This window comes from Candidatus Pseudothioglobus sp. Uisw_016 (genome assembly GCF_048087635.1).
In the GTDB taxonomy this organism is placed as follows: Bacteria; Pseudomonadota; Gammaproteobacteria; order PS1; family Pseudothioglobaceae; genus Pseudothioglobus.
In genome coordinates this window covers 353,463-371,274 of the sequence record NZ_CP159806.1, presented here as the reverse complement: position 1 = coordinate 371,274, position 17,812 = coordinate 353,463, and the positions used below count along the sequence as shown (strand labels likewise).

The 17,812-nt window shown below is 30.6% G+C and carries 18 protein-coding genes; 1 reads left to right on the top strand and 17 read right to left on the bottom strand.

Going from position 1 to position 17,812, the window contains the following annotated elements:
- Position 1 precedes the first annotated feature (1 nt).
- Positions 2–961 carry a methyltransferase domain-containing protein gene (locus ABXT69_RS01870; RefSeq protein WP_416678682.1) on the top strand — a complete coding sequence of 320 codons (960 nt, stop codon included), beginning with the start codon at positions 2–4 and terminating at the stop codon, positions 959–961.
- A 329-nt stretch (positions 962–1,290) separates the two neighbouring features.
- Here the strand turns inward: ABXT69_RS01870 and ABXT69_RS01865 are convergent, their stop codons facing one another.
- From ABXT69_RS01865 to rfbF, 17 genes are all read right to left on the bottom strand, one after another.
- Entirely contained in the window at positions 1,291–2,493 is a 1,203-nt protein-coding gene (locus ABXT69_RS01865; RefSeq protein WP_416678680.1) for a glycosyltransferase family 2 protein, read from the bottom strand.
- Positions 2,494–2,512: 19 nt separating this feature from the next.
- Positions 2,513–3,286 (bottom strand): class I SAM-dependent methyltransferase, encoded by a 774-nt coding sequence (locus ABXT69_RS01860; protein ID WP_416678678.1) that lies wholly within the window; start codon positions 3,284–3,286, stop codon positions 2,513–2,515.
- A gap of 6 nt (positions 3,287–3,292) precedes the next feature.
- Positions 3,293–4,399 (bottom strand): glycosyltransferase, encoded by a 1,107-nt coding sequence (locus ABXT69_RS01855; protein ID WP_416678676.1) that lies wholly within the window; start codon positions 4,397–4,399, stop codon positions 3,293–3,295.
- Between the two features lie 15 nt (positions 4,400–4,414).
- Complete coding sequence (locus ABXT69_RS01850; protein ID WP_416678673.1) at positions 4,415–5,368, bottom strand: glycosyltransferase family 2 protein; 954 nt, start codon at positions 5,366–5,368, stop codon at positions 4,415–4,417.
- Between the two features lie 25 nt (positions 5,369–5,393).
- Positions 5,394–6,137: a class I SAM-dependent methyltransferase gene (locus ABXT69_RS01845; protein WP_416678670.1), complete on the bottom strand. Its 744-nt coding sequence runs from the start codon at positions 6,135–6,137 to the stop codon at positions 5,394–5,396.
- Between the two features lie 13 nt (positions 6,138–6,150).
- The gene (locus ABXT69_RS01840) at positions 6,151–7,248 is read right to left on the bottom strand and encodes a DegT/DnrJ/EryC1/StrS family aminotransferase (protein ID WP_416678668.1); all 1,098 of its coding nucleotides are present in this window, start codon (positions 7,246–7,248) and stop codon (positions 6,151–6,153) included.
- A 2-nt stretch (positions 7,249–7,250) separates the two neighbouring features.
- Positions 7,251–7,652, bottom strand: coding sequence for a sugar 3,4-ketoisomerase (locus tag ABXT69_RS01835; protein ID WP_416678666.1), 402 nt, complete (start codon positions 7,650–7,652; stop codon positions 7,251–7,253).
- Between the two features lie 161 nt (positions 7,653–7,813).
- A complete protein-coding gene (locus tag ABXT69_RS01830) occupies positions 7,814–8,476 on the bottom strand; it encodes a glycosyltransferase (protein ID WP_416678664.1) in 663 nt (220 codons plus the stop codon).
- Between the two features lie 191 nt (positions 8,477–8,667).
- Positions 8,668–9,888, bottom strand: a complete 1,221-nt coding sequence (locus ABXT69_RS01825) for a glycosyltransferase family 2 protein (protein WP_416678662.1) — start codon at positions 9,886–9,888, stop codon at positions 8,668–8,670.
- 14 nt (positions 9,889–9,902) lie between these two features.
- The gene (locus tag ABXT69_RS01820; protein WP_416678660.1) at positions 9,903–11,387 is read right to left on the bottom strand and encodes a hypothetical protein; all 1,485 of its coding nucleotides are present in this window, start codon (positions 11,385–11,387) and stop codon (positions 9,903–9,905) included.
- On the bottom strand, positions 11,384–12,292 hold the full coding sequence (locus ABXT69_RS01815) for a dTDP-4-dehydrorhamnose reductase family protein (RefSeq protein WP_416678658.1): 909 nt from the start codon (positions 12,290–12,292) through the stop codon (positions 11,384–11,386). Before ABXT69_RS01815 ends, ABXT69_RS01820 begins: the two co-directional genes overlap by 4 nt.
- 57 nt (positions 12,293–12,349) lie before the next feature.
- Entirely contained in the window at positions 12,350–13,129 is a 780-nt protein-coding gene (locus ABXT69_RS01810) for a cephalosporin hydroxylase family protein (protein WP_416678655.1), read from the bottom strand.
- An 82-nt stretch (positions 13,130–13,211) separates the two neighbouring features.
- Positions 13,212–14,090 carry an NAD-dependent epimerase/dehydratase family protein gene (locus ABXT69_RS01805; protein WP_416678653.1) on the bottom strand — a complete coding sequence of 293 codons (879 nt, stop codon included), beginning with the start codon at positions 14,088–14,090 and terminating at the stop codon, positions 13,212–13,214.
- Positions 14,091–14,102: 12 nt separating this feature from the next.
- Positions 14,103–15,329, bottom strand: coding sequence for a methyltransferase domain-containing protein (locus ABXT69_RS01800; protein WP_416678652.1), 1,227 nt, complete (start codon positions 15,327–15,329; stop codon positions 14,103–14,105).
- A gap of 16 nt (positions 15,330–15,345) precedes the next feature.
- Positions 15,346–15,888 carry a dTDP-4-dehydrorhamnose 3,5-epimerase gene (rfbC, locus tag ABXT69_RS01795; protein ID WP_416678650.1) on the bottom strand — a complete coding sequence of 181 codons (543 nt, stop codon included), beginning with the start codon at positions 15,886–15,888 and terminating at the stop codon, positions 15,346–15,348.
- Positions 15,872–16,942: a CDP-glucose 4,6-dehydratase gene (gene rfbG, locus ABXT69_RS01790; RefSeq protein ID WP_416678648.1), complete on the bottom strand. Its 1,071-nt coding sequence runs from the start codon at positions 16,940–16,942 to the stop codon at positions 15,872–15,874. The genes rfbC and rfbG overlap by 17 nt, the downstream gene beginning before the upstream one ends.
- Complete coding sequence (gene rfbF, locus ABXT69_RS01785) at positions 16,939–17,709, bottom strand: glucose-1-phosphate cytidylyltransferase (RefSeq protein ID WP_416678645.1); 771 nt, start codon at positions 17,707–17,709, stop codon at positions 16,939–16,941. The genes rfbG and rfbF overlap by 4 nt, the downstream gene beginning before the upstream one ends.
- Positions 17,710–17,812 lie beyond the last annotated feature (103 nt).

The following is a 17,812-nucleotide window of genomic DNA, read 5'->3' as shown; positions in this document are numbered from 1 at the left end:
CATGCCTATATCTGAAAAAATTTTGAAAAATTTTATTTGTCCAAAATGTAAATCTAAGGTTCATACTGATAATAGTATTTATAGCTGTGAAAATTTAGAATGCAGCAGTAAATACCCCATCATTGATGGCATTCCGATCTTATTAAATGAAAAAAATAGTATCTTTAATATAAGTGATTTTAATATTCACAATAAAACAACTATAACTTCAAAAAATAATACTCGACTTACAAGACTTAAATCTAAGCTCTTGCCAAAAATTGGAATAAATTTAAAAGCAAAGCAGAATTACTATAATTTTCTTAACACTCTCATTAAGAATTCATCGAGTAGAAGTGTTTTAGTTATCGGAGGGGAGGCAACTGGGAGTGGAATGGAGAGTTTAATTAACACCAATGAAATAGAACTTATAGAAACAGATGTTTCTTTTGGCTCTAGAACGATGATAATATGCGATGGGCACGACATTCCATTTGAAAATGATACTTTTGATGGGGTTATAGTTCAAGCTGTTCTTGAGCATGTTGTTGACCCCTATAGGTGCGTTGAAGAAATACATAGAGTATTGAAAGATGATGGGTTAGTATATTCCGAAACACCATTTATGCAACAAGTACATATGGGTCGACATGATTTCACTCGTTTTACGCATTTAGGTCATCGAAGATTATTTAGAAAGTTTGAAGAGATTGAAAGTGGTGCGGTTTGTGGCCCAGGAATGGCTCTTGCGTGGTCAATACAATATTTCTTTTTAGCATTTACAAAATCAAAAATAATTAGAAAACTAATAATATACTTTACTATCTTTACATCTTTTTTCTGGAAATATTTCGATTACTATTTAATTGACAAGGAGGGATCTTATGATTCTGCATCTGGATATTATTTTCTTGGTAAAAAGAGTAAAACTACTTTATCTGATAGAGATCTGGTAGAAGGTTACCGTGGATCTCAACAGTAATAATTTTCTTTAAAATCTCAATGCAACTTTTGCTAATAAATATTCGATAGAAATTATATAATTAGCATTCAAAATAAATTATTTTTTAATAGCTTTGTAATTACTCTTTAACTGATACAAAAGCCCTATGGGCTAAAATTTTTCTATTTCCATAGAAGTTATAAAAGCCGCATAGCAGAAACCATTACTATTATGAAGGGAATGAAAGAAATCACTATAGGCGATTTAAGTAAGAACTGGGCTTATAATGAAATGAAAAATTAATAAAGAAAAGAAAAGAAAAGAAAAGAAAAGAAAAGAAAAGAAAAAATTTATTATTTAATATAATACTATTTAATGATCTCATTATTATAAAAATCTTCTATAGAGATATATTTAGTACCTTTATTAGTATTAATAATATTCCTTATAAAATTCAAAAATGGAGAAATAAAATAAGATTTTTTACAAAATTGTACTAAAAGAATTCTAAACTTTTTCAGCATAATTCTTTTTATCAGTTTTTTAGCTAGAACTTTAATTTCTTTACTTTCATTTTGCAAAGATGATTTCCATAAATCCAGCTCTTGCTTCATATCTATGCCCATACTAATGCGCCAATAAATCTCATTTAAAGTAAAAAAATAATAATAGGAGGTTCTAATATTCTTTGAAATAATATGATCTGGATTTACCTCATAAAGACGCATGATAGAATATAAATCCTTTAATATTAGATCCAAAACAAAATGATTACCAGTAATTGGCACATCTTTAAAAGTTTTCATTTTCTCAACCCAGTCGTTATTATCTTTCATGAAATTGCTTGCTTGACTAGTTTTTTTCATAAAACTACTTCCATTTCCATAGCCATTATCTTGATCTTCATACCTCATTACGCTTAGCGAATCACCAATTAAATGAATTTTATCAATATTCATTAATACTTGGTAAGACATTGTATAGTCTGGATTAAGTTGCATACATACGCGACCAGTCTTAGATTTTATATTTTGTATTACTTCACAAGATATAGCAGAATTGCAATGGAAAGCAGAACTATCAAATGAAATCATATCTGACTTTAAAATGAATTTTAATAGGTCCTCTGAAGATATTGTCCTATTATTTAATTGGGTTGATTTATCAAAATAAGTTGAATCTTGATCAATAAATGCATCAATATTCCATGTAACGCAATCTGGGTTATTTGTATTTATAAATTCTTTTAGAAATTTTAACGATCCTTGCTTTAAGATCATTTTATCTGAAAACAACAACAAAAATTTTCCTGATATAGCGTTAATTGCTAAATCCCAATTATCAGCCATATTTAATCCGCCAGTACGAATATTACGTATACAATTATTTTCTTTTAAATCAGCTAAAAAAATTTGCGACAAATTGTCTGTACTATTATCAGCTACAATAATTTCAAAATCTTGGAAATCTTGATTAATAATACTATTAATCAAACCCTCCAGGAGAAATGCCCTATCCCTAGTTGGAATAACTATACTAAAAAAAGGCTTTTCTATTTTTTTCAATGACATGGACTTAATCCTTTAAAAATTAATCTTTATATATTATTCCAATATACTTTTCTTCAGATTTAGTAATAGAGTAATTTAAGTTTTGCTCTTCAACAAATTCTTTAAAAGCAAAGTTATCTTGGATATCATCTGAAATAAAGACACCCTTCTTTTTAAGAGCTTTCCACAAAATAGGATAAGCGTATCTTCTTCCATAATATGATTTATCAGAATCATAATGACAAAAGTCGATATTACCACCAAATTTTTTTAGCGCTTTCTTTATACCATTTCTATCAGGCTCCCTAATTAAAGTCCATTTAGCTTTTAAAGATTTTGGAACAACTATTCCTACAAAGTCTTCATTATTCATTTTTGGGTATGGCATATCAATACTAATAAGTTTTGCATTCTTTAAACTAGAAATACTCTCAAGAATAGCGAGACTTGACCACCCGTAAGCAACTCCCGTCTCAAGAGCTTTATGTGCACTTGATAATTTAGAGGCAGCAAACAATAAATCTAAATCTCCAGCACCACCCATTACTACTTTAGAATTTTTTGCTAATGCTTGGGCTTGTTTAATTAATGACTTTGATAAATATTCTATCTTAGTATTTTTATTAGAAAGACCAATTGAAATAAGAGCATCCTCAACAGAAACATACTGATTTGAAGCCCATTGTGTAGCCTTAAATCTTAAAGTATGCGTATCTTTATTTACATAAAACTTCCTGGCAACTAATGCTAATGCATGCCTCCAATAATTAATTCTTTTAGAAAACCATAATAATGTTTTTAATTTTTCAATCATATAAGATTACTCTTCAATTAAACCAAAATATTCTAAATATTGCCTTGAAATACTTTCAATTGAAAAATCCTTTGCTCGCTTCATCAAAAATTCTTTGTCATGATACTCTGAAAGACTCGCTTCTATCGCACTTGACAAAGCATTAATATCGTTAGTAGGCACTAATTTACCATATCGCCCATCCTCAAGAATCTCTTTTGGACCACTTTCACAATCTGTGCTAACAATAGGCAAACCTGACTCTAAAGCCTCAATAAGAACTGTTGGCAAACCCTCCCAATCTGATGATAATACGTAAACATCTGCAGTAAGGTACCAAGGATAGGGATTATCATTAAATCCAGCTAATAAAACTGAGTCTTTGAGATTTAACTTCATGATAAGCTCTTGAAGTGACGAACGCAACTTGCCTTCTCCCAAAATTATAAGCTTTGCATTTAATTTTTTTGAAATTTTAGAAAATGCTTTTATAAGCAAATGGAAATTTTTTTGAGGTGTTAAAGATCCAACTGACAAGATATAATTATCGAAACTATCACCCCAAAGATTTTTTTTAGTTTTCTCGGTAATAGTAATATTATCTGGAATACCTGTTGCAGCAGGATTATAAATTACTCGCACCTGATTATCATTCAATCCACCCAATTTACATATATCATCCTTAACACCATTTGAAACGGCCATTATTCCATTTGCAAAAGGATAAGTAAGTTTAATCAAAGTTTTTAATACAAATGGATAAACGCCTAACTCCTTAATAACAGATTGACTAAGCTGATTATGATCAATAAGGTAAATTGCACCTTGTTTTTTTGCCAATAACCATGAAATAACTGAGGCTGTTGTTAATGGCCACATACCAACCCAAATGACATCTGGCTTACTAGTGTTTAAGTATTCATAAAGCGCCTTGACACTATTTCGTATTCTTTTAGAATTTAAATTAATAACTAAAATATCCGAACTAAGTAGCTTCAAAAGCTCACCTTTTTTTTGCATTAAAACTATTTCAACTGCAAAGCCACGTTTTATCCAATCATGGGCAAGGTAAATAGCTAGTCTTTCAGCTCCTCCTCCAACAAGATTAGGAAGGACGATTGATATTTTTTTCAAGAAATTTCTCTGTTATTAATTTGAATTAAAGTATTTCTTTTTTGCTAAATTCAAAAAAGCTAAAGGCAAGAATAATAACACCATACCTTTAGCAGTAAATTGATTTAAATCATTTATTGTCCTTATTATTGAAATTTTTGAAGCACAAGAATACAAAGTATAGTTAAAAATAAATACAATAAAAATACGTGGTCTTATAATTACATTGTTTGCATGTCTATTTAATAGCTCAAGATACATATGGCGAAAACCTTTTGCATATTTAAATGAATCTAAAAAACTTAAATGATTATTCTCTAGCTTTGGTTTTGTGTAAATACGTAAAGATTCATTAAAAAATAAGGTTTTATATTGTGCTGATATGTTATACATCACTGTACTTTCTGGGACATACTCATCTACTAAGGGAAAATTATAATTTTTCATAATTTTAGTTTTATAGCAAAAAAACTTCTCTCCTCTTACCTGATCGTCAAACATCAGTTCAAAAAAACCATTAATGTATGGTGAAAATGGAAACAACGTACCAACAAGATTTCCATCCTCATCATTACAATTAGAAATCATACCAGCTAAAGAAGATTTTTCAACAGAGGGAATTTCGCTCCAATGAAATAAAAACCGCTCAAGTGCATTAGTTACAATTGTGTCATCATGATCCAATAATAATAGAAATTCACTTTGTGATTTTTTTACAGCTAGATTATAACAATAGGTAGCCATTTTATTTTCATTTAAATTATAGAAATCAATATCAACATTTGACTTACTAATAATTTCTTGAATAATTTCAAATGTATTATCTGATGAAGCATCATTCACAATAATCCATTCAAAATCTTTATATGTAAGATTCTTTATACTTTCATAAACCCTTTCAATAGTCTTTTCACTATTAAAGCATGGCGTACAAATTGAAAATTTATATTTTTTGTTACTATCTGATTTATTAGTAAAGTATTGCATCATAAATATTTTTATCTATACGAACTTATTACTTCAATCGACAAATTGCAATTTGACAAAAAGCTCCATTCAGGTTGTTTTCTTTAATTTTGCTAGGTGGATTTGATTTATCTGAATTCTTATTAAGTAATAATTTACTAAGTTGCTTCCTTATAATTTTTGGCAATAATCTATGCAATCCAGTATTTAAGAGTTTTAATATCGAAATACCCATTATTTCTTTGCTAGCCCTCTCTGATACAATATTCGATTGGCCAAGCCATTGCTCAATATAAAACCCTATTGATTCTAATTTTTTCTTGAACTCCTCATTTGAATATTCTCTAATATGATATTTAGTAACATTTTCTTTATATTGAGTTTCATTAAGAGGAGTTGAAATAATTAATTTTCCATTTGATTTAATACTTCTAGCAATTTTTGTTAAAAACTCATCACCATCCTTTTCACTCATATGCTCAAGTGTTTCGAGTGAAACAACTAAATCAAATTTTATATTTTTTAACTCCTTTATATTTTTAAAAGACACATTCTCTCTAGTAAAGTTAATTTCAGCATGCTTTAAAGCCTCTAAGGACAAATCATAGCCTATTACCGAATTAGCAAATTCACCCAAAATATAGCTACCATAACCAGCACCACATGAAATATCAGCACAATTAGAGCCTTTACTAAAGCTTGAAGCAAGTAAATATCTTTGCTTATGCTCTGGATATTCTTTGAGATATTCTTCTAAGTTAGATTGTTTTGGCCATATTCTTTCAGTAGTCATGAAACTCCCTTTTTTAAATATAAGTACTATTTATCTTACTTATCAAATAATCTAAATCTTGTTCAGTTAGATGCGGACCCATTGGAAGGCTAAATAACTCATTAGATAATTTTTCAGTTATCTCTAAATTATTATTCAAGTAATCATTTCTATATATTTTTTGTTTATGGGGGGGGATTGGATAATGTATTAAAGTTTCAATTCCTTTATTGCCTAATTTTTTTTTGATCTTATCTCTACTTTCACTTCGTACAGGAAAAATATGCCATGCAGAGTCTGCAAGACAAATCTTACTTGGTAAGTATAATTGGTCATTATGAATTTCTTCTAAATACGCACAAGCTATAGATCTTCTTTGTTGATTCCATAAATCTAAATACTTTAGTTTGACATTTAATACAGATGCCTGAATTGAGTCGAGTCTACTATTTATTCCTTTTTCCTCATTAATGTATTTTTTTCTCGAGCCATAGTTGCCAAGAATTCTTACCTTTTCAGCCAAATCTTTGTTATTTGTAGTTATTGCACCAGCATCCCCAATTGCTCCAAGATTTTTTCCAGGATAAAAACTCCAAGCAACTAAATCGCCATGTGAGCCAATTTTCTTATCCTTGTATGTTGCTCCATGTGCTTGAGCGGCATCTTCTACTATATATAAATCATGATTTTTAGCAATTTTTATAATTTTGTCCATGTCGGCTGGCTGGCCATAGAGATGAACTGGAATGATTGCTTTAGTTTTTTCTGAAATGACTCTCTCTATCTTGGAAACATCAATAGAATAACTATCTATATCTGGTTCAACTGCTACTGGAACCGCTCCAAGGCTACTTACAGCAAGCCAAGTTGCAATAAATGTATGAGAAGGAACAATAACTTCGTCTCCTTCTTTAATATCTAGAGCCATAAGTGAAAGCTTAATAGCATCGAGGCCGTTACCAACTCCAACACAGTATTTACAATTTAAATAGCTCGCATACGAAGCTTCAAACTCATCAACTGAATCACCTCCAATATATACTCCAGAATTTAGCGTACTAAAAATAGCGCCCTGAATTTCTTCTAGAATTCCGTTATGAGTAGTTTTTAAGTCTAAAAATTTTATTTGCATAATTATCCGACTAAACTTAAATATTCTTTGTAATCATGAATATAGTCATCTTCTTCATACTTTCTCGAAGCAAGAACAATACAAACACCATTATTTTCTAGTGGGGTCAATTCTCTCCAAATCATAGGAGAAACATATAAGCCTTTATTTGGCTTATCCAGAATGATAGTCTTAGAACTATTACCATCATCTAATTTAATTTCAAACCTGCCACTAACTGCAAAAATAATTTGCTCTAATTTTTTGTGCGCATGAATACCACGAATATGTTTAGCTTTAGTATCATAAAGATAATAGACTCTCTCTATAGGAAAAGGCACTCCACGACCTTCCTGAAGATAAGATAGACCTCCCCTCTTATCTAAAAATGATTCAATCTCGAATATTCTACAGTTTGACAACATAAATTTTTTATTTTTTAAAAGCCGTATATATTATAACTTCAAATATCCAAATCATTTTTTTATTAAAATTACACATCGCTAAAAGAGCCTCTTAATGAGAGAAATTTCTCTATAACTACTTTGGACATTTAGAGTTTAGATTAATGGTTAGCAGGGGATAGTTAATTATTCAAAAAATTTTCAAACTCAGCAAGCCTAGATTGTATTGTAAAATTTTTTTCTACTAGCTCTCTTCCTTTTATTCCCATTTCGATTTTAATTGGAGGATGAGAATAGATCTTATAAAAACAATCATACCAATCGCCTGAATTTTTTACAATAAAGCCATTCTCATAATTACTAATTATTTCAGAATTCATGCCAACATTACTAGCAATAACTGGCAAAAAAGAGGCCATATATTGAATTAGCTTGAAAGCACATTTTCCTTTTTCCCACGGATTATCATAAAGAGGCATAATGCCTACATCAAAAATTTTAAGCGCCTCTTGTTCGTTTAGCTCTGACCATGGAACGGAGACAATTTTAACATTATCTATGGATAAGTCATAATTACTATCAGCCCCTACAAGATAGAGCAAAATAGGGACTTCTAATCCAAGCTTTGATAAAGGCTCCTTTACTATTTCTAAGTATTTTGTTGTAGAAGGAGAGCCAATCCAACCTACAGTGAATCTATCTTTTATTTTGATGTTAGGTGCATTAGTAGCATACTTATCAATATCGATAACTGTTGGCATTTTCAATACCTTCTTAGCACCTGCATTTTGAGCATATTGAAGAATATATTGATTACCTGCAATGACGCCTGCTGACATTTTCATTAAATATTCTATCTTATTAGACAAAAAGAATTTTATATATAAATTATCTGATAAATCATAGTTATGGAATATTGCGTCGTCATAGTCAAAATAAATATTTTTGTTACATTTAAATAATACCCATTCAACTAATGGAGGAATAAAAGGAAATAATTCAAAATGAATTATAATTATGTCATTATTTTTCAACTTCAACAAAAAAAGAGTCTTACAAGGAAAAGATAAACTACATGAAATAAAACAAATACATTAAATGAATTATTTTTAAACCTGTTTTCCAAATACTTATTACTTAATAAAGACTGAACCTCTATATTCCATTTTGGTGAATTAATTTTATCTTTATATTGATAAGCTCTCAGACGAGAGCTTGCTGCAAGATTTCCATATTTAGTTAGGAAAATTATATTTCGAGTCTTTTTGTTATTCGAAGATTTATTTGAATAAACCATTTCATTTGCAAAATCTTCTTTAGATGTTTTTCGGACGCTATAGGTATCAATAATTTTATAATTAATCCCAGAATATAGACCTATGAAAAAACCAACAACGGGGCCAATACTGAATGTTATGATAGATGAATAAATAGCTTCAAAAAATAAGCCAACCATTAGCCAAATAACAGAGAGGTAAGAATATTTTTTATGTTTATTTTTTTTATAAAGAAGAATAAATTCATTTGTTTTTCTCATCCAACGGGGCTGTAAAACGTCTCTATTAATATTAGACATATAGTGTGCTAAAAAAATATTTGTAGCTATAACAAAACGATTTCTACCAAAAAAATCAGAAGCTCTAATTGAAAAATCAATATCTTCACAATAAAAAAAATTAGTACGTAAATCATATTCTATCGATTCAAAAACTTCTCTCCTATATGATGATATGCCGCCACTTAGGTGCGTAGAACTTATTAAGATACCCTTTCCATCAGAGTCTTTATATTTAACAGCATCAACTCTCTTATCAAAAAAAAGACCCTGATGGAAAAGCTTAAACATGATTTCATAAAAAAAACTTCTACGAATATTACTCACTATTCCACAGCAACCTAAAATATGCTCATTTTTATCAAAAAGATTAATAGTATTTTTTAAATAATTTTTATCCAAAAACTCGTCATCCTCAAGGAAGCTAATAATTTCACCATTCGATTTTTTTACCCCATGGTTTTTTGCAGACACTAATCCTTTAATAGAGCTGTCATGAATATAAACTAATTTAGTGTTAGGTTTTAATTTGGAAAATAAATCCTTGATATTGTTATGTGATTTTGAATCAACACTCTGATCAACAATAATTAATTCATATGGTAATTCGTTTTGTCTTAGTATTGATGTTACTGCTCTAACCAGATCATCAGGCCTATTTATAGTAGGGAGGACAACAGATAGATTTAAATTATTACTCATAAGATAGATATTTATTAATTTAAGAGAATGTGAATAAGTGGTTTGACATCTAAATTGCTATACTTGTTATTACAATATTTTAATATTTTTTTAATTAGTATATTTTGTTTATCACTATTCGTAACTTTAAGAATATCAAAAAATTGATTTGTTTCGTTCAAATTTGGCCTTATATCAGCTATTTCAAAAAGTGGATCAATGGACATAGATTTTTTATTACCAAAAAAAACAGGAAGAGTATTATATGATGGAGCTAAATAAATTGCGTTTGTTGCTCGATATAATGCCAAATCACTAACCTCAAAATCATCTTCTAATGAAGAGTATGACCAGTTAATGTTTGATTGTAATTTGCCTAATATTGGATTTTTTTTAATTAGAGAATTTTTATCTGTAACTGGATGCAGTCTAAATATAAAGTGCACATTAGGATTCAATCTTGATAAATCAACAGCAAAAAGCAATATTCGACAACATTCTCTAATATCGCCATCAGCCAATACTAAACAAGTATTTTTTTGTAATTTAGTATTTGGACCAGTTAAACATGGTTTCAAAAATTTCTTTGAACTGCCAATATTGACTTTTATTATTTTGTTATTTTTTATTTTTTTTTCTAGATTTTTTAGATCAATCGTTCCAGATGTTGCTATTAAATCTGGATCATAATTCTCACCTAGATCTCTAAAAATAGCATATTGCCTCTTAATTAATGCATGTTGATAGCCAATACACTTGATTTTAGGGTCAATTTTCCTTGCTTCTAAAAATATTAATCGCTCCCAAGCATGTCCTTCATAAGTAACCATAATAAATCTCGGCTTAACTAACCTAAGCAAATCAGATATTTGCATCTTAAGACGTAAGTTATTTGCCGTACTATTTGATAAAGCCTGAATTGCAGCCTCCCTGTAAACTTTATTATGAAGTTCATTTACATTTTTATTTCTTATTAGTTTTAGTGCTTCTAGAATTTGAGAATAGTAAATTTTTACCTCATTTATGAGTGATAGAGATTTACTTAAAACAATTCTTTTAATGGGGCCAGTTTGCCACTCTTCTGGAATTAAATAAGACTTAATACCAATATGATTAATCATAGCAATCGTTGAACTTAAGCCTAAATCATGTAAATTATTTGGAATATCTCCATAATAAAAATCATTTTTTTTGTTAATAAATTCTTTATTAACCAGATGAGAGATAAGAAGGAAATCTGACTCAGAGCCTGTCAAATCTTTGTTAATATAAAACTTCTTTGCCCAAATTCCTTTAATTATTCTTTTTAAGCTAATAATGCTATAACGCACTAATGTAAGAAAAATACGTATACGCTCGCTCATGTTCATTTTAACAAACAAGACATTGTAATTCTCTAACCAGGTTGGGTCCCATTTGAGGATATGAAGCCATGATATTGCCATTCTGCTATCTGAATCATCTTCCAGCAAAACATGATCACAGGCATCACATAGATCCTTATATTCTTTATCTTTCATTTTTTAATGCATAGTTCTCTATATTTTTCTTGTTTTTTTAGAGTAGCAAGTTGCGTATTTAGATTAGGCATCGCCCTCCCCAATGTTTCAAGTAATTTAAGATTAGATAAACTCATATCTTTTGGTCGCAATACAGAATTTAGTTGCTCTTTATATTTAATAGATTTAATTAATGAAGAATTCAGTCCAAAAAAATTTGCAACTTTTAAACCAAAATCATATTTAGAAAGTCTTTCACTTCCTACAACATGGAATAGACCGCAATGATTATTCTTTAAAAGTTCATTTATGCATAATACTAACTCATCAATAATTATAGGCGAATAGAATAGATCTGAATATAAATTAACTTTATGGTTATTTCTCAAATTACTTAGAATAAAGTCACTAAATGAATATCGATAATCAGTACCCCAACCAAAAAAATTTGTTCTGATAATTAATGAAGTTGGATTTTTATTTTGAACTTCAACCTCAGCTTGGTATTTTGTTATTGCATAATTATTTAGAGGGACTGGTGTGCAAGATTCAGAACTAAACTGATCTTTTCCAGAAAAAATATGATCGCTTGAAATATGCACTAGCTTTATTTTTAATTCCTCACATACAATAGCAATATTAGAAGCCGAAACTGTATTAACACTCTTAGCTTTTTTAAAGTTTTTCTCGCAATCTTCTACACTAGTAATAGCTGCTGCATTAACAACGATTTCAGGGCTAATTCTATTAAAATCTGATTGCAAACTCTTTATAGAATCTATTGAAACTCTCTCTGTCTCAACCTCATCCATAGATATAATTCTATTATGAAGACCCAAGACCACTTTAAAATCATCACGGACTAAGCAAGCCCAATTTATTGCCAACAATCCAGAGCCGCCAATAATTAATAGTTTTTTTTTCATAAAGGTATTGTTAATTTTCTATCGTAATTAATCATAATTTTTTATATTAATTAAAGTCTACCTAACTCTTTTTAAATATCCATCTGGAGCAACAGTAATTAGTAATTTATTCTCAATACTCTTATCAATTTCAAAACCTGAGTGACTCTTAAGGTATTCCCATACAGCTGTTTTTGGATTATCACCAGGCCCCCACGGTCGATCTGTGAATGCATTTAGTGGCAAATCTTCCACAATTGTGTCAAATACAACACAAAAACTATTAATTGAAGTAAGCTCTGCATATGCTTCTAATTCAGCTAAAACATGCGCATGAGTATGGTTTGAATCTAAAAATACAAGTATAGTTTCATAGTTACTTGCAATATTTTTAACTTGATCAATTATTTCTGAAGAAATACTTGAGCCTTGAATCATCTTGATGCGACTTGACAAGTAATGTTTTTCGATTTCAATTTTATTATGTTCTCGTATATCTATATCAATTCCTAATACTTTTCTTTTGGATTGATTTGGATTCATAGTTTGTCCAGACTCTATTGCTTCCATCATATCAATCTGAGCTAGCATAGAGGCACTTAAAATTAAAGAACCACCATGAGCAATCCCTGTTTCTATTATTAAATCAGGCTTAACATCCCAAATTATCTCTTGAATAGCAACCATATCTTGAGGGTACTGAATAATTGGCCGACCTAAACAACTAAAGTGATATGGATACTTTTTCCTAAAAGAATAAGTTAGCCATTTTTTGGTGCTTTCGAGCAGAAGCTCGTCTTCACCTTGAGATAGTATTTCTTTAGTACATTCCTGTTTAAAAATTTTCTGCTCATTCATTTAAATTTCTCCGATAGCTCTCTATATCTAGTTAATTAAATATCTGACATAGTAGAATTTTTTAAAACAAAAAACTTGTTAATCAAATATATTTTTTTACTACTCTTTCTAACCCCTCATCTAAAGTATATTCTGGCCTCCAGCCTAAAGACTTTAATTTAGAATTTTCTCCCACTAAAAGACTTGGTTCACCTGGCCGCTCGGTAGTCAAATCTAAAATAATTTTTGGATTTGCATTAAGAAGTATTGCAATTTTATAGACAACGTCAATTATTTGAACAGGTTTTCCACTGGATACATTAAAAATACCAGTTTTCCCCGACAACAATAGAAGTATAAATGCTTCTGCAACATCAAATGCATACAATAAATCTCGATATTGACTACTATTTACTCCAAATGATGGCCTTTCTCCTCGAAAGACAGAAACCAATGAAGGGATTAAACGATGTGGATGCTCTTCTTTACCATATGGAAAAAATATTCGCCCCCAAACACAAGGAACATTATATTTTTCACAAATTGACAAAACCAATTTACGAGTTTTATCTTTAGCTTGGCCATATAAAGTCTCAGGCTTAATTACAGTCGTCTCTTCACTACAATACCCATGGGACCAATCATATTCTGCACATGTTCCAGCGGCTATAACGCCCCGCCCTCCTGAGTTACAAAAAGCTTCGACTAACTTTAATGTGGCTTCTGCCCATTTATCATTTAAGGGTGATGTCCAATATTTTCCATGCTCTGCATACCAAGCTAAATGAATAAGATGAGTGGCTTGAGCCGTTTCAAGTATTTGATCAAAATTATTAGTTAGAAGCAAGTCAGCATTTATATGCTCATTATTTATATTAGGGGAATTTCTACCAACAGTTACAAAGTCAATACCCTTAATAATTAATCTTTCAGTAACATACTTTCCTATAAAACCAGTTGCCCCTGTTAAAAGAATTTTCATTTTCTTATCAAGTTAGATAATTTTTAGCTCTGGGATTAAAATTACAAACTCTCCACCCCATTCTTTAATAAATTCTAACTGCAAAATTATTTCATCTTTTAAGTTCCAAGGAAAAATAATTATATAATCTGGTTTTGTTAATAAAATATTTTTTATATCAACAATAGGCACTCTACTCCCAGGCATAAACTTGCCTTTTTTAGCAGGACTTTTATCAACAACATAAGAAACAATATCCTCTCGGACCCCAGAAAAATTCATCATGGTATTTCCTTTTGCAGCAGCACCATATCCAACTATTTGCTTACCTTCTGTTTTCACCTGAAGAGCAAATGTAAGAAACTCTATTTTGACTTTTTCTATTCTACGTTGAAAACCTTTATAAAAATTAATATCACTCATTCCTAGTTTATCTTCTTTCTTTTTTAGCGTTATGACAGCTTTAGATTTTATATGCAATCCCAAGTCACTTCTTTGCGCATAAATTCTTAAACTCCCACCATGAGTTGATAATTCTTCAATATCAAAAATCAATAATCCATTAGCTTTGAATATTTTTTGAACTGCTGTTAGAGAGAGATAAGAATAATGTTCATGATAAATTGTGTCAAATTGATTCAACTCTACTAGATTTAAAAGATGAGGAAATTCGAAAGTTGCAATACCATTTGGCTTTAAAAGAATCGATATGCCTTTTACAAAGTCATTTATATCTGGAACATGCGCAAGCACATTATTTGAAATAATTAAATCAGATTGTCGCCCCCCTCTTAAAAGCTCATTTGCCCTTTTAACAGAAAAAAAATCTTCAATAATCTCAATACCTTTATTTCTTGCCTCTTCAGCAGTGCTATGAGTTGGCTCTATTCCATAACAAGGAATGCCTTTATCTTTAACATATTGAAGTAAATACCCATCATTCGCAGCTATTTCAACTACTAAACTTTCACTATTAATACTAAACCTTGAGGTAATCTTTTCTACATAGTCCTCAGCATGTTTAAGCCAGGTCGATGAAAACGAACTAAAGTAAGCATAATCTTCAGAAAACATTTCACTAGCACCCACAAAGTCCTCTGTCTGAACCAACCAACACTTATCACAAACCAAAACTTTAAGTGGATACCATTTTTCTGGCTCATTAATGGTTTTCTTTGTAAGATAGGAGTTTGATGGAGGAGAGCTACTTAAATCTACAAATGTATGCTGTAAGTCGTAAGAACAATGTCTACATTTCATAAAATTAAACCTTTAATTATTTATCAAGTAGAGGGCTATTTCGATCACGATCTGACATTTCAGTAACCTCAAGTGGCCAGGAAATATTTATTTTTGGATCAAAAGCATTTAATACTCCCTCTGCATCTTGCTGATAAAGCTCGGAGTGAATATATAGTAATTCACAATTATTAGTTAATGTTTGAAAGCCATGAGCAAAGCCCTCAGGTATATATAAACTAGTGCCTTTATCTGCAGATAATATTTCACCATGCCATTGTAAAAAAGTTGGTGAATCTTTACGAATATCTACTGCTACATCAAAAACCTTGCCTTTGATACATCTTACTATTTTTATCTCTTGAAACGGTTTACTTTGAAAATGCATGCCTCGTAATGAGCCTTTTTTCTTTGTAAATGTGTGATTCATTTGTTTTATTGATTGACCAAATCCAATTTTTTTATACTCTTCTTCACAAAAAAAACGACTAAAAAAACCTCTATCGTCCTCTATCAGAGATCTTTCAATAATACAGAGTCCCTCTATTTTTGATTTTAAAAATTTAAAGTGCTGACTCATACGAAATATATTTTTCAATTTGTTCTAATGTAAATTTACTCATATTCTCATTATTATAAAATGCTTTATACCATTTCACTGTTTCAACTAATGCTTGATCCAGTGTCCATATTGGCTCCCATTTAAGGATATTTTTTGCTTTTGAACAGTTTAATTTTAAGTAGTTTGCTTCATGAGGATGCTCTCCATTATCGTATTTCCATTCAGCATTATCACCCCAAGACTCAGAAATGATATCTGCAAGGACAGAAACTGGCTGAGCATCTTCCAGGCTTGGTCCAAAATTCCAGGCACCAGAAAATGTATCTGGATTATTAATTAACTGTTGGCAAAGCATTAAATAACCAAATAAAGGCTCTAAAACATGTTGCCATGGCCTAATTGAATTTGGATTTCGAATTAATAACTTCTCATTATTGGCAAATGCATTCATTGCATCAGGAATAATTCGATTTTTAGCCCAATCACCCCCTCCTATAACATTTCCTGCTCTTGCAGAAGCTATTGCCACTCCTGAATCATTAAAGAATGATTTCCGATAGGATGCTGAAACTAACTCAGAACAACCTTTACTCGAACTGTATGGGTCATGCCCTCCCATTGGATCATTTTCTTGATAACCTACCAACTGCTCTTTATTTTCATAACATTTATCAGTTGTAACATTTAGCACCGCCTTAACTGAAGAGCAACTTCTAACTGCCTCAAACATATTTACTACGCCCATAACATTAGTTGAATAAGTGCTTATAGGATCTAAATATGAATCAATAACTAATGGTTGTGCAGCAAGATGTATCACAATCGATGGCTCTGCTAATTGCATTGCCTTTTTAAAAGCATCCAAATGACGAATATCTGAAAAAGTATTACTCAATAAAGAATGGCTTACTGAGGTCTGAGTATAGAAAGAATGTCCTGCATTTGGAGGCAAGGCATAACCATTAACATGCGCTCCCAGATTTTTTAACCAGTGAGATAGCCACCCTCCCTTAAAACCAGTGTGGCCAGTTATTAAAACTTTACGATCTTTCCAAAATAATGGATCAATCACCAAATTTTCCAAGGCGCCTTGCCATTATTCCAGAGATGCTCTAAAAAAATTTTCTCTCTAAGCGTATCCATTGGCTGCCAAAAGCCATCATGCTTATATGATGCTAATTCATTGTCCTTTGCTAAACCATCTAAAGGCTCAGCCTCCCAGCTAATTGTGCTGTCTTTGATGCGGTCAGTAACTTTTGGTGAAAGCACAAAGTAACCACCATTTATCCAGCTACCATCACCATCAGGTTTTTCTTGAAAATCAGTAACCATATTATCAATGATTTTTAAAGCACCAAATCTTCCTGGAGGTCTAACTGCAGTCATTGTTGCTTGCTTACCATGTGAGCGATGAAAATTAATCAATGATGTAATATCCACATCACTTACTCCATCGCCGTAAGTAAAACAAAATGCCTCTTCATCTTTTACATAGTCATAAACAGCTTTAAGTCGACCTCCAGTCATGGTATTTTCACCAGTATCAATTAAAGTCACAGTCCACGGCTCTACATCATTTTGATGAACGATCATTTCATTATTTTTCATACTAAATGTTACATCTGACATATGAAGAAAATAGTTAGCAAAATATTCTTTAATAATATAACCTTTATAACCACAACAAATAACAAAGTCATTTACATTATGTGCTGAAAAAGTTTTCATAATATGCCAAAGAATTGGCTTATTCCCTATTTCAATCATTGGCTTTGGTTTAATGCTTGTCTCTTCACTTAAGCGTGTTCCAAGGCCTCCCGCTAAAATTACTGCTTTCATAGATTAATACTCCTAATTACTTGATAAGCTTAAAAATTTAACGCCAGCATGTTTTTCTAAATACCTTAAAATTGACATCAGCCCCTCTAGGGTATTATTATGA